This window comes from Providencia rustigianii DSM 4541 (assembly GCF_000156395.1).
Taxonomy (GTDB): domain Bacteria; phylum Pseudomonadota; class Gammaproteobacteria; order Enterobacterales; family Enterobacteriaceae; genus Providencia; species Providencia rustigianii.
The window spans coordinates 220396-233654 of sequence record NZ_GG703817.1 but is presented as its reverse complement, the minus strand read 5'-3'; the positions used below and the strand labels follow the sequence as shown (position 1 = coordinate 233654).

General features: G+C 41.8%; 16 protein-coding genes. 3 read left to right on the top strand and 13 right to left on the bottom strand.

Annotation, left to right across the window (positions count from 1 at the left end):
• Positions 1-8: 8 nt before the first annotated feature.
• Positions 9-236, bottom strand: coding sequence for a glutaredoxin-like protein NrdH (nrdH, locus tag PROVRUST_RS01155; protein WP_006812833.1), 228 nt, complete (start codon positions 234-236; stop codon positions 9-11).
• Positions 237-523: 287 nt separating this feature from the next.
• Between nrdH and PROVRUST_RS01150 the strand changes: the two genes are divergently transcribed.
• The gene (locus tag PROVRUST_RS01150; protein ID WP_006812832.1) at positions 524-982 is read left to right on the top strand and encodes a methylated-DNA--[protein]-cysteine S-methyltransferase; all 459 of its coding nucleotides are present in this window, start codon (positions 524-526) and stop codon (positions 980-982) included.
• Positions 983-1198: 216 nt separating this feature from the next.
• Positions 1199-1408 carry a transcription antiterminator/RNA stability regulator CspE gene (cspE, locus tag PROVRUST_RS01145; RefSeq protein WP_006812831.1) on the top strand — a complete coding sequence of 70 codons (210 nt, stop codon included), beginning with the start codon at positions 1199-1201 and terminating at the stop codon, positions 1406-1408.
• Between the two features lie 188 nt (positions 1409-1596).
• Here the strand turns inward: cspE and lipA are convergent, their stop codons facing one another.
• The 9 genes from lipA to rsfS all read right to left on the bottom strand — a co-directional run bounded on the left by lipA (position 1597) and on the right by rsfS (position 10053).
• Positions 1597-2562 (bottom strand): lipoyl synthase, encoded by a 966-nt coding sequence (gene lipA / locus PROVRUST_RS01140; RefSeq protein WP_006812830.1) that lies wholly within the window; start codon positions 2560-2562, stop codon positions 1597-1599.
• A 70-nt stretch (positions 2563-2632) separates the two neighbouring features.
• Positions 2633-3277, bottom strand: a complete 645-nt coding sequence (gene lipB, locus PROVRUST_RS01135; protein ID WP_006812829.1) for a lipoyl(octanoyl) transferase LipB — start codon at positions 3275-3277, stop codon at positions 2633-2635.
• A gap of 124 nt (positions 3278-3401) precedes the next feature.
• On the bottom strand, positions 3402-3665 hold the full coding sequence (gene ybeD, locus PROVRUST_RS01130; RefSeq protein WP_004257083.1) for a DUF493 family protein YbeD: 264 nt from the start codon (positions 3663-3665) through the stop codon (positions 3402-3404).
• A gap of 155 nt (positions 3666-3820) precedes the next feature.
• Positions 3821-5032 (bottom strand): D-alanyl-D-alanine carboxypeptidase DacA, encoded by a 1212-nt coding sequence (gene dacA, locus PROVRUST_RS01125; RefSeq protein ID WP_006812828.1) that lies wholly within the window; start codon positions 5030-5032, stop codon positions 3821-3823.
• Between the two features lie 191 nt (positions 5033-5223).
• Positions 5224-6201: an endolytic peptidoglycan transglycosylase RlpA gene (gene rlpA, locus PROVRUST_RS01120; protein WP_039854014.1), complete on the bottom strand. Its 978-nt coding sequence runs from the start codon at positions 6199-6201 to the stop codon at positions 5224-5226.
• 13 nt (positions 6202-6214) lie between these two features.
• Positions 6215-7327: a peptidoglycan glycosyltransferase MrdB gene (gene mrdB / locus PROVRUST_RS01115; protein ID WP_006812826.1), complete on the bottom strand. Its 1113-nt coding sequence runs from the start codon at positions 7325-7327 to the stop codon at positions 6215-6217.
• Positions 7328-7331: 4 nt separating this feature from the next.
• Entirely contained in the window at positions 7332-9221 is a 1890-nt protein-coding gene (gene mrdA / locus PROVRUST_RS01110; protein WP_006812825.1) for a peptidoglycan DD-transpeptidase MrdA, read from the bottom strand.
• A 32-nt stretch (positions 9222-9253) separates the two neighbouring features.
• A complete protein-coding gene (gene rlmH / locus PROVRUST_RS01105; RefSeq protein ID WP_039854013.1) occupies positions 9254-9724 on the bottom strand; it encodes a 23S rRNA (pseudouridine(1915)-N(3))-methyltransferase RlmH in 471 nt (156 codons plus the stop codon).
• 2 nt (positions 9725-9726) lie between these two features.
• Entirely contained in the window at positions 9727-10053 is a 327-nt protein-coding gene (rsfS, locus tag PROVRUST_RS01100; protein WP_006812823.1) for a ribosome silencing factor, read from the bottom strand.
• A gap of 246 nt (positions 10054-10299) precedes the next feature.
• Here rsfS and PROVRUST_RS01095 point away from each other — a divergent pair, with 246 nt between their 5' ends.
• Entirely contained in the window at positions 10300-11022 is a 723-nt protein-coding gene (locus PROVRUST_RS01095; protein WP_006812822.1) for a YbgA family protein, read from the top strand.
• On the opposite strand, the gene nadD is transcribed toward PROVRUST_RS01095, so the two are convergent.
• The 3 genes from nadD to lptE are packed head-to-tail and all read right to left on the bottom strand — an operon-like array spanning position 11013 to position 13247.
• Positions 11013-11669 carry a nicotinate-nucleotide adenylyltransferase gene (gene nadD / locus PROVRUST_RS01090; protein ID WP_006812821.1) on the bottom strand — a complete coding sequence of 219 codons (657 nt, stop codon included), beginning with the start codon at positions 11667-11669 and terminating at the stop codon, positions 11013-11015. The two genes, PROVRUST_RS01095 and nadD, sit on opposite strands and share 10 nt — an antisense overlap.
• A 4-nt stretch (positions 11670-11673) precedes the next feature.
• Positions 11674-12708, bottom strand: a complete 1035-nt coding sequence (holA, locus tag PROVRUST_RS01085) for a DNA polymerase III subunit delta (protein ID WP_006812820.1) — start codon at positions 12706-12708, stop codon at positions 11674-11676.
• Positions 12705-13247: an LPS assembly lipoprotein LptE gene (gene lptE, locus PROVRUST_RS01080; RefSeq protein ID WP_039854010.1), complete on the bottom strand. Its 543-nt coding sequence runs from the start codon at positions 13245-13247 to the stop codon at positions 12705-12707. The genes holA and lptE overlap by 4 nt, the downstream gene beginning before the upstream one ends.
• Positions 13248-13259 lie beyond the last annotated feature (12 nt).

Sequence of the window (13259 nt, the reverse complement as noted above, 5' to 3'; positions counted from 1 at the left end):
ATGGGAGCCTAATCCGCTAAAGTGTTAATCATATCGGGGCGAAAGCCTGACCAATGCTGTTCACCAACGATCACGACGGGTAGTTGTTGATAACCAAGTTCTTTAATAAATTCAATTGCTTGATTGTTATCGCTAAGATCAATGACTTGATAGGAAAGCTGTTTACGATCGAGTGCTTGATAAGTGGCATTACACTGAACGCAGTTAGGTTTACTATAAATGGTAATCTCAGTCATATTTTTCGCCTTTACATTTTCTATACGTGGTAGTTGTGGATTGAATAATGTTTAAATCCTATATATAGATCATTTTTATTTCAACCATACAATATATGGTGTTTTGCATTATTGAATGATAATCATTCGAATTATTTGCTATGCTGTTATTAACATTGAAAATAAAAAAATAGAGGGGCAGATGATTCCTTTTGCCACACTGAGAAAAAATATCATTGCAAAGTAGAAATAATTTACTTTATAACTGTATATACAATCAGGTAAGTGAATCCTTTTAAGGAGATGTTATGTATCATCAATATTTGGCAGCACCAGAAAACTTTCCTAAACCGTGGATCCATATTACGGCTGATGATAACGGGGTAACGAGTATCTATTTTGTGGATGAAAAAACAGAAAAAGAATCTAAGAGTGAGCATTCCAAACAGTGTGCAAAAGAATTAAAGGAATACTTTAATCATAAAAGGACGGTTTTTTCAGTTGCCTTGAATCCTAATGGAACGGAATTCCAGAAAAAGGTGTGGAAGCATTTGTGTGATATTCCTTATGGTGAGCGCTGGAGCTATAAAGATCTCGCCTTAAAATTAGGCTCAGTCAATTATTGTCGCGCGGTAGGAATGGCGAATTCTCGTAACCCGATTTCATTGATTATTCCTTGTCATCGAGTACTTGGGCATGATGGAAAATTGGTGGGCTATACTGGAGGATTAGATATTAAAGATTGGTTATTAATTCACGAGGAGTAACCTCTGAAAAATTAACCATCAGTAATACTTACCTTTGCATTAATGGCTATTATTAAGAATAATCGCCGTCTTAAGAGACGAAAATACGGATAAATAATAATTTTTTATCATTTAAATCAATTTTCGTGATCTAGGTTGTAGACAAGTAACTTATAGATCTGATGTACTGAGCTTGATACAGATGGTGTGTCTATTTTATTTTAAAGGTAATATTTGATGTCTAAAGTTAAAGGTAACGTTAAGTGGTTCAACGAGTCTAAAGGTTTTGGTTTTATTACTCCAGAAGATGGTAGCAAAGATGTTTTTGTTCACTTTTCTGCTATCACAAGCGATGGTTTCAAAACCTTAGCTGAAGGCCAAAGAGTTGAATTTGAAATCACTGAAGGTCCAAAAGGTCCATCTGCTGCTAACGTTATCTCTCTGTAATTAAACACTTAGAAACGAACAGCCTAAACTCGCACTAGCTTTGCTAGCGCGAGTTTTTTTATATGTTTCAGTTAATAAATGCGGTAGATTGGCGATTAAAACGCTATAGATAGATTAATAAAAAACCCCAATGGTTAAATGTAACTATTGGGGTCTATGCTGATAATATTTTATGAAAATCGTGAATATTATTTAACTTCTTCGCCTTTAGCTTGTAAGTCAGCGTGGTAGGAAGAGCGAACGAACGGACCGCATGCAGCATGGGTGAAGCCCATATCCATTGCAGCCTGTTTCATTTCATCAAACTCTTCAGGGCTAACATAGCGTTTTACTGGTAAGTGATGGCGGCTTGGTTGCAAATATTGGCCCAGAGTTAGCATTGTTACACCATGACGGCGTAAATCACGCATAACCTCAATGATTTCTGCGTTGGTTTCACCTAAACCAACCATCAAACCTGACTTTGTCGGGATTTCTGGATGCGCTTCTTTGAATTTTTCCAACAGCTTTAATGACCACTCGTAGTTTGCACCGGGGCGAACTTGACGGTAAACCCGTGGAACGTTTTCAAGGTTATGGTTAAAGACATCTGGTGGCGTTGCTGTCAGGATCTCTAATGCGCGATCCATTCGTCCTCTAAAGTCGGGCACCAGTGTTTCAATTTTAATTGTTGGATTTTTTTCTCTGATTGCACTGATACAATCAGCAAAGTGTTGTGCACCACCATCACGTAAATCATCACGATCCACGGACGTAATCACCACATAGCGTAGCGCCATGTCTTTAATTGTTTGAGCTAGTTTAACGGGTTCATTGGCATCTGGTGCATTTGGACGACCATGAGCAACGTCACAAAACGGGCAGCGGCGTGTACAGATAGCCCCTAAAATCATAAAGGTGGCAGTACCATGGTTAAAACATTCAGAGAGGTTAGGGCAGGAAGCTTCCTCGCAGACCGAGTGCAAGCCATTTTTACGCATAGCAGCTTTGATGCCTTGAATACGCGTAGAGTCAGCAGGCAATCTGATTTTCATCCACTCAGGTTTACGTAGAATTTCTTCACGTTCCGTGACCACGTTTTTAACAGGGATCAGTGCCATTTTATCGGCGTCACGATATTTAATTCCACGCTCGATCTGAATTGGTTTACTCATAATGTGCCGGTTCCAGTTATCTTTTTGCCATTAAAATTTTTTTGAGAAATGTTAAAAAATTATAGCATTATTATTGAACAATATGAAATCCAAGTGTGTCACAGAACTGATTAATTAGCACTGGCTGAACATCGTTTAGTGTAACATTTGGAGACAGGGCTCTCATTTGGGTCATTTTTAATTCACTATAACCACAAGGATTTATACGGTTAAAAGGCTCAAGATCCATATCGATATTTAGTGCTAATCCATGAAATGAACAGCCTTTTCTGATGCGTAAGCCAAGAGAGCAAATTTTATCGCCATTAACATATACGCCTGGTGCATCAGGACGCGGGTAAGCCGAAATATTGAAATGTGCTAGCGTGTTGACCACGGTGGTTTCCAATGCACTGACAAGCTCACGTACACCAATGTGATTGCGTTTTAAATCGATGAGAACATACATAACCTGTTGACCGGGTCCATGATATGTTACCTGACCACCACGATCGCTTTGGATCACGGGAATATCACCGGGAGCTAAAACGTGTTCTGCTTTACCCGCTTGACCTTGTGTAAACACGCGGGGATGTTGCACTAGCCAAATTTCATCACACGTCTCTGGTGTACGAGATTCAGTAAATTGGTGCATTGCATCTGAAACGGTTTGATAGGGAGCAAGCCCTAGCTGGCGCAGTATTATGCTTTTATCTGACAAAATTTCGATATCCACACGCTATAAAGATGAGTCGGCAGTATAACGCCACAGAAATGAGATCACCAGTTTGTCGTATTATTGGCAGGTGTTTTTTGTAGGTACAAAAAACCGAGCGTTATACTCGGTTTTTCGGGATTAATTAAAGGACAACTTTAACTAATTCTAATGCACCTAACTCAGTGTAGAGCGTTTCAACTTGCTCAATATGAGTAGCATTAATGGTGATGGAGACGGAGTGATAATTGCCTTTACTGCTCGGTTTCACATCTGGAGAGTAATCACCCGGAGCATGGCGCTGAACCACTTCAATCACTTGATCAACCAATTCTGGTTGTGCTAAGCCCATCACTTTGTAGGTCAATGGACATGGGAACTCAAGCAGTTCACCTAATTTTGTTTTCATGGGCACTCCTAAAATAATGAATTAGCGCCTGCATAAAAATTGGCTGGGAGAAATAGAGATTTCACCAGCCAATTTATGATTCCATAATAGTTTATATTTCATCACAGGCTTTCTGATACAAACTATATGGGGATAACTAATTTCAATTTCAAGTATTAGCTAAACCAGCGATGGAATAACAATTTGATGTAATCAATTAAACGACTGAAAAATCCACCTTCTTCAACATCTTTGAGTACTGTTAATGGGCGCTGTTCAATAGTTTTGCCATCTAATTGGAAGCTAATTACACCGACTTGCTGGCCTTTTTTCAATGGGGCTTCAATTTCAGTACTTGTTAGTTCATAGCTTGCTTTTAAGTCTTTTAAGCGACCGCGAGGAATAGTCAAATACAGGTCATCTACTACACCTAATTTTACTTCGCTATCATCCCCAAACCAGACGGGGGTTGTCGCAAACTCAACTCCAGCTTGCAGTGGTTTTACTGTCTCATAAAAACGGAAACCGTAAGTCAGCAATTTTTTACTTTCGGCATCGCGCCCTTTGCTGCTTTTACCACCCATAACGACAGAAATTAAGCGCATATCGCCATCTTTAGCCGATGCGACTAAGTTATAACCCGCTGCATCAGTATGACCTGTTTTGATACCATCAACAGCGAGGCTTTTATCCCATAATAAACCGTTGCGGTTTGTTTGACGGATATTATTAAAGGTAAATTCTTTTTCTTTATAAATTTCGTACTCTTCCGGAACATCACGGATAAGCGCTTGACCAATCAATGCCATATCACGAGCTGAGCTATACTGACCTTCGGCATCTAAGCCATGTACAGTTTGAAAGTGCGTATTTTGTAAGCCTAATTTAGAGACATAGTTGTTCATCAAGTTAACAAAGCTAGATTGATCGCCTGCAACATGGTCTGCCATTGCAACACAGGCATCGTTACCTGATTGTAGGTTAATCCCACGGGTTAACTGAGAAACACTGACTCTATCGCCCGGTTTTAAAAACATTAATGACGAGCCTTTGAAAATCGGGTTACCGGTTGCCCATGCATCTTCACCCACGGTGACCATGTCATTTGCCCCAATTTTCCCTGATTTTATTGCTTGACCGATAACGTAGCTGGTCATCATTTTGGTCAAACTTGCTGGGTCTCGGCGTTGGTCGGCATTGCTTTCGGCGAGAACTTTACCTGAATTATAATCAATTAAGATATAGGCTTCGGCGTCGATGGTTGGCGCTGCGGGTATGGATGTATTTGGAAATGCTTCATCAGCATTTGCAAAGTTAACAGTAGAAATAAGCAGTGCTGAAGCCAAGGCTGTCTGACGCACAATGCGTGATGGGAAGACATTTTTCATGGTTGTATCATTACATCCGATGTTCGGTTACTCAAAAAGCGCAGTGTAACAAAAGTTCAAAAGCAGAGAGAAGAGCTCTTGTACTGTGCCAACAAATTTACGTTATTTTATACCTGATAGATATTAAGTTGCAGAGGGAAAGTGAATTTAATTTTCCCTCACAACATAAGTTCTTAAGTGTAGACAACCCGTTACGGTGCAACCACCATGGATTGTTGATTTTTTTCTGACTGTAGACGACTTTGGATATCAACCGCTTGCTGTCTTGTCGAGAATGGACCTAACTGAACACGGTAAATGCCATTATAAGGCTGTAGGCGCCCCGGAACATTGAACTGAGTTTTCAGACCGTCAAGCATGCTTTGGGCATTCGCTTTACTACTGATAGCGCCAGCTTGGACTAAAAAACCACGTTCGGGAACGGGTTGTTCAGCCGCGGCTTGTGGTGCCACTTCGGGTTCTGGGGTATTGACTTTCATTTCTGGCATGGTTGGTTGCATAGGCTCTACAGGCTGTTTCACCGGTAATGTATTTGCCGGAGCCGGAGATTCCTGCATTACAGGAGTCCCAAGAGGACTAGAACCTAATTGTGGTCGATCCGGTAGGGCATAGCTTTGTTTAACAAAGTTAGAACCGACACTGCCGGGACCAGATAAACTACCATCTGGCGCCACTTGAATAGCATCAATTTTAATTTTTGTTGTTTGCATTAAATTTAAACGATCCGCAGCTGCCCGGGATAGTGCAATACTTTTCCCAGGTATATAAGGACCGCGGTCATTAACACGCACAACCATCATACGCCCGTTCATCATGTTAGTGACTCGGACGTAGCTTGGAATTGGTAGGGTTGGATGAGATGCCGTCAATTCTACAGGATTGACGCGCTCACCAATCGCCGTTAGGTGCCCTGATGCTTCTTGACCATAAATAGCAGCATAACCGACTTGAGAGAACTGAGCTGGATCACGGACAATTTGATAGGTTTGGCCGTTGCGCTGGTAATCGTTATTGGCTGTTGGGTGGTAAGGCTCATAGTGTGGCTCAGCCCCTAACACGTCTTGTGTTGGAACATTGCTTGGCACAGTGGCAGGTTGTTTAACGTCTTCGTTAACACAACCACTGAGCAATGTGGCGGTCATGGCAAGCATAATCCATTGTAAACGCATACTAAGCCTCATTTTATAAACTCTTAGAAAGAAATTTTCTGTGGGTATGGATGGACATGATAATACCGAATCCCGCCATTAAAACAATCAAGGCGGAACCTCCATAACTGACCAATGGGAGTGGCACACCTACAACCGGTAAGATCCCACTCACCATACCGATATTCACAAATACATACACGAACAGGATGAGGATCAATCCTCCCACCATAACACGGCCAAACGTATTTTGGGCGCTAGCAGCGATATACAACCCTCGAACAATCAATAGGATATATAGACCTAGCAAAATGAGAACCCCGATAAGTCCGAGTTCTTCAGCCAATACCGCAAAGATAAAGTCTGTATGGCGTTCTGGTAAGAATTCTAGCTGAGATTGAGTACCTTGCAGCCAGCCTTTCCCCATTAACCCACCGGAACCAATGGCTATCTTAGATTGAATAATATGATAACCCGCCCCTAGAGGATCTGTTTCTGGGTCGAGTAGCATCATCACACGTGAACGTTGGTAATCGTGCATTAAAAAGAACCAAAGTAACGGGATGAAGGCCGCGAGTGCTACCGCAGCAATTGCAATCAATCGCCAGCTCATTCCGGCAAGAAATAGGACAAATAGCCCAGAGCAGGCAACGAGAATGGACGTTCCAAGGTCAGGTTGGGCTGCGACTAATAAAGTGGGTAAGAAAATAATAATTAGAGCAATAAAGGTATTCTTAAGTGTCGGTGGGCATTGGTCTCGATTCATAAATCGAGCCACCATTAATGGTACAGCAATTTTGGCTATTTCAGAGGGCTGAAAACGGACAAAGCCAAGGTCAAGCCAACGTTGGGCACCTTTACTAATTTGCCCAAATACATCGACAAAAATCAATAAAATAACGCAAAAAATAAACAGGTGGGGTGCCAAGCTTTCATACAGGCGAGGGGGAATTTGCGCCATTACTATCATGACAACGAAACCGGAGGCGATTTGCCCCAATTTTCGTTCCATCATTTCAGGATCTTGACCGCTAGCACTCCACATAATAAACGCGCTATAGGCTAATAGAGCAATAATGATCAATAACATCGGCACATCGATATGCAGACGTGTGGATAGCGGTAATTTTTTCTTATCGTCAGTCATGGGATTAACGGTCTTCCTCTGCACTTACGCCTGCGCTTTCGACTTGGGTATTGTTATCACCTAATAGCACATGGTCAAAGATTTGACGCACAATATCACCAACAGCAGGACCTGCGCCGCCATTCTCAAGAATGATTGCAACGGCAATAGTTGGTTTGTCATACGGTGCGTAGGCAATCATCAGTTTATGGTCGCGTAGATGTTCTGCCAATTTACTTGCGTTATAGGTTTCATAACTAAATACTTGGGCAGTACCTGATTTGGCTGCGACCTTATAAGGTGTACCAACAAAGCTGCGTTTTCCTGTTCCGTTTGGTGCATTCGCAACTCCATACATACCCGTTTTAGCCAGCTCCCAGTACCCGGAATGGATATCGCCAATCTGTTTGGTTTCTTTCTCTTCATAAGGCACCATCGCATTGCCTAATTTCGTCCCATAGAGCAAGTGTGGCGTTTTAATTTGCCCATCATTAATCAAGGTCATTAACGCTTTAGACATCTGAATCGGTGTTGCTGTCCAGTAGCCTTGTCCTATACCTACAGGAATGGTGTCACCTTGATACCAAGGCTTTTTATAACGTTTTTGTTTCCACTCACGGGTTGGCATGATCCCTTGGCGCTCTTCGGAGAGGTCAATTCCCGTGTATTCACCAAAACCAAATTTTGTCATCCACGCCGATAAACGATCAATTCCCATGTCATAGGCTACTTGATAAAAGAAGGTATCCGCAGATTCAATAATTGATTTCACCACATTTAATTTACCATGACCCCAACGCTTCCAGTCACGATAACGTTTTTCAGAACCGGGCAGCTGCCACCAACCTGGGTCAAAGATAGTCGTGTTTGGCGTGATGACTTTTTCACTTAATGCAGCGACAGAAATAAAGGGTTTAACCGTTGATGCAGGTGGATATAGCCCTTGAGTTGCACGGTTGATTAACGGCCTATTCGGGTTATTTAATAGTGCTTGGTAATCTTTATTGGATATCCCGTTAACGAATAAGTTTGAATCGTAACTCGGCGTAGATACCAGTGCGAGAATCTCTCCATTACGAGGGTCAGTGACCACAACAGCCGCTCGGCTAGTGGTGAGGATTTTCTCGATATAAGATTGTAATTCAAGGTCGATAGTTAAATAGATATCACGACCTGCTTGAGGTGGTTGCTCATGTAGCTGGCGGATCACGCGCCCACGGCTGTTAACCTCAACCTCTTCGTATCCTGTTTTTCCATGTAGAACGTCTTCATAATAGCGTTCAATACCTAATTTCCCGATATCATGGCTGGCAGCATAATTGGGTAGTAAACCTTCTTTATCGAGGCGTTCTACGTCTTTATCGTTGATTTTTGCCACATAGCCGATGACGTGAGTTAATGCTGAACCATAAGGATATGAACGGCGTTGATAACTTTTAACTTCTAAGCCAGGGAACCGGTATTGATTTACAGCAAAACGTGCAACTTGAACTTCATTAAGCTGTGTTTTTAACGCAATCGACGTAAAACGGCGAGAACGTTTACGTTCTTTTTCGAAATTGACAATATCTTCATCGCTAAGATCGACAATATTGCGCAGTTTATCTAGGGTATCCTGTAAGTTTTCAACTTTTTCAGGGACAATCTCAAGCTGATAAAATGCACTATTTAAGGCTAATGGCGTCCCTTTGCGGTCATAAATGATGCCGCGGCTTGGCGCGATAGGGACTAATTTTATGCGGTTGTCATTGGAGCGTGTTTGATAATCGTCATGACGTACAATTTGTAGATGATACAAATTGGTAATGAGGATTGAAGTAAGTATGACAATGACGCCGAAAGCAATTAATGCTCGGCGAATAAACAAAACTGATTCAGCGGTATGGTCGCGAAAAGGGGTGCGTTGTTGTTTCATCCCATTGCCATTATGTACAAATTAATACCTGACTATTCCCGATGATATGGGTGGTTAGTCGTAATGCTCCATGCTCGATAAAGACTTTCCGCGACAAGGACGCGAACGAGCGGATGGGGCAGTGTTAATGCCGATAATGACCAGCTTTGTTCCGCAGCCTCTTTGCAAGCAGGTGCTAGGCCTTCAGGACCACCAATCAATAAACTGACATTGCGACCATCTTGTTTCCATTTATCTAACTGAATGGCAAGTTGTGGGGTATCCCAACGATCACCTGGAATATCTAAGGTGACGATGCGATTTCCTTTACCTACAGCCGCGAGCATTAATTCGCCTTCTTTTTCAAGAATGCGTTTAATATCCGCATTTTTCCCGCGTTTTCCAGCTGGAATCTCGGTTAATTCAAACGGCATATCTTTTGGAAAACGATGGAGATAATCCATAAAGCCGGTCTGGACCCAGTCCGGCATTTTTGTACCTACAGCGATGAGTTGTAATTTCAAACTCAGCTCCAAAGCTTTTCAAGTTCATACATGCGACGGCTTTCGTCTTGCATGATGTGAACAATGGCATCGCCAAGATCGACAACAATCCAGTCAGAAATACCTTGTCCTTCAACACCTAGCGGTATTAAGCCTTGTTTACGGCAAGCATCGATCAAGCGATCAGCAACAGACATCAGATGACGGCTTGATGTTCCTGTGCAGATAATCATTTGGTCGGTAACACTCGATTTCCCATTAACGTCGATCGAAATGATGTCTTCAGCTTTAGCATCTTCAAGTTGATCGATAATAAATTTTTGGAGTTCAGTTCCTTGCAAAAGGTTCACCTTTTATTCAAATTGATAGAATATCTTGTTAAACACTATTTGTAGTTTTTCTTTCCTCGGGATTGCCCCCAGCAAAGCGATGCCATTTTACCCTAGATTTTCGGAAAAATCGGCTAAATTATTTTTTATTGGCGTAGGAGGGCAATTTATAGGGATATATCGCCCATTGAGCAACAAATTTGTATTAACTTTACAAAGTTACTCATCTTCACTACTCCAGAAGTATTTTAGGATAAGAGAGATAATGTGCAATTAATTAAACCAAAAGTTTTAATACTAGATGGAATCACTTATCCATCTAGTGAAATACAGCAATTAACCCATTCCATTGTGACGTGTTTTTCACCAGAAGAATTTAATCAAACCAGCGATGAAATTGTAGGAATTATTTTTCCGCACCACCATGCTCAAAAAATACTGGCATTTTTTCCTGCGAGTTTACCGGTTATAACTGACACTCAATGGCAAAATGTGCAGCAACTTGACCATTTTTTTACACAATTGTATCTTTTACAACGGCTTGAAATATTGGCCCAGCAGTTAACGCACCATGGAATTATTCTATTTCATAGTCAGCATAAGTATCTCATCATGGCGTATTCACCGACTGGCTATCAATTGACCGGTAAGCTAGTTGCAGGGATTAAAAAAGGCGATGATTTGAAATTGTTTTTTGCACAATATAAAGCGAGCTTAATGGAGACCTTTGCATTAATGCCACCTAAAAATATTCAAGTTAATGCGCTTAGCCACATGCAAGGATATTTTAAACGTAGGGCTACAAAAGATGAGAAAAAGCATTTATTGGCGTTAATTAATGATTATCGTGACGGGAAAATACCGATAAACCAGCCATTATTGATGATGCGGCAGTTACTTATTCAATATCCTGATAGCTATTTAAGTGAACAATATTATTTTGAGCCATATCCTCATTGTGAGCAGGTCAGGGTATTACCTTATTCTTGATAAAGATGATGAGCCTGAATATATTCTAAAACGGCATTAGGAATTAAATCATTACATGAATCCCCTGAGCTTAATTTTTGACGAATTTCAGTGGCTGAAATATTAACTAGAGGGGTGTCAGCAATAAAGATAAGCCCCTTTGCTTGCAGACTTAACTGGCGAGGATTATCCGTTTGATGTTGATTGAGCCACTGTTGCATTTGCGGATCAGCAAAGTGAGTAGAATATCCTGGTCTAGCACAAACCAATAAATGACATTTGTCTAAAAGTTGCTCCCATCCATACCATGTATTGATGGATAGCAGTGAATCCTGCCCAATAATAAAGGCCAGTGGTTGAGTACTTCCCAACTCTTCACGTAATTCACTTAAAGTTTCAAGAGTATATGAGGGGGTGCTCTTTTGCAGTTCTCGAGTATCAATGGTAAATAAAGGGTTATTTTGAACCGCGAGTTGTACCATCTCCAAACGCTGCATTGGTGAGGCTTGAGGTTGTGGGCGATGGGGCGGAACATGATTAGGTAATAGAATGACTCTTTGTAAGCCGACTTGTTTGGCAAGGGCTTCGACTGGGCGCAAGTGCCCGTAATGAATCGGGTCGAAAGTACCGCCAAATAATGCCTGAAGGCCTTGAGGTTTACAGGTCATACACTTACCTATGTTGAATAAAATGTTCTGCGTCTGTTTTACCGCATAATAGCATGGACAAAGATTGTAGGTCTGACCAAGAGGAATTGGCAAAATCTTGTTTGGTATGAATTTCGGCTTGGGTCAGTAGCATCAATGCTGATTGTAATTGATATAGACTTAAGCGCTGTATTGCCTCCCCTAATAGACCGCGACGGTTTTGCCATACTTTATGTTGGTCAAATAAGGTTTTCAGTGGTGTCGTTGATGATTGACGTTTTAATGTAATCATCAGCATTAACTCGCGCTGAATAGCCCGCAGTAAAATAACAGGTTCGATATCTTCTCGTTCTAGTTGCTCTAAAATGTGCCATGAACGACGTGATTTGCCGGCTAAAACAGCATCTACCCAGTGATATGGTGTGAAGTGTGCAGAATCATTCACGGCACTTTCTACACGCGGATAGGTGAGCTTTCCATCAGGATACAGTAGTGAAAGCCGCTCAAGAGCTTGCGCTAAACCTAATAAATTCCCTTCATAGCAGTAGCACAGTAATTGGTTAGCTTCGGTTTCCAACGTTAAGCGCATTTGGCTTGCACGTTTTGACACCCACTGAGGAAGCCGCTGATATTCAGGGGTTAAACAACTAATATAAACACCATCTTGGCTGATAGCTTTAAACCAAGCGCTGTTCTCTTGAGCTTTAGTTAGTTTATGTCCACGTAAGACTAAAAGTAGGTCTGGATGAAGTAACCCTGCGAGTTGCAGAAGTTTTTCTGCCATCGCAGCATTAGGGCCATTTTCAGGTAAAAATAGAGTAAGCATCTGGCGACTGGCAAATAAACTTAATGCCTGACAAAGGCTAAAAATTTCATCCCAATCGGTATTTTGCTCTAATGAAAACGTAAAATGCTCTTCAAAACCTTGCTGGAGTGCAGCTTGGCGAATAGCATCTTGGCTTTCCTGAATAAGGAGGGGCTCGGAGCCCCAAATGAGATAGCGGCCTCTTAGAGACTCTTGTAACGAAGAGGCCAGCTGTTCAGGATAAATGCGTATCATTGCTGCGCTACAGGCTTCTCAGCAGCTTGCGCTTTAGCTTTTTCAAGCTCAGCACTGTGTACTAGCAGTAACTTGCGCACAATACTGCGTGCCGCTTGTTCTTGCATTTCTTGTTTTACGATTTCGTTTTCCGCATCTTTTGCCAATGCTTCTAACGGGTTATCGAAGAAAGTACGAACAACTTTGGTTTCCAGCGGATAAATTGTGCCATCAGGCATTAAGACTTGCGCCTTCATGACCAACGTCAATTGTTTCTCTGCAGCTTTACCATCTTGATAAATAGAAACGGTGTCAGTACTTTCAGATGAACCGACTATTTTTAAGATAGGCACATCTGCGCGACCAGAATCTAAGATGGTCACGTTATTTAGTCTGAGTTGTTCCCTGACCGCTCGTGTTTGGTAGCTATAAGGTGAACCAGAACTGAGTTGCAGTGTTTTCAATTCTTCCGGAAGCTGGGTTGTTCCTTGAAGACGAAAACCGCAACCTGCGGTGACAAGCACCGACAGGCTGAGGAATAAAGTTATCAGATAGCGCACTTGGGCTCCTTA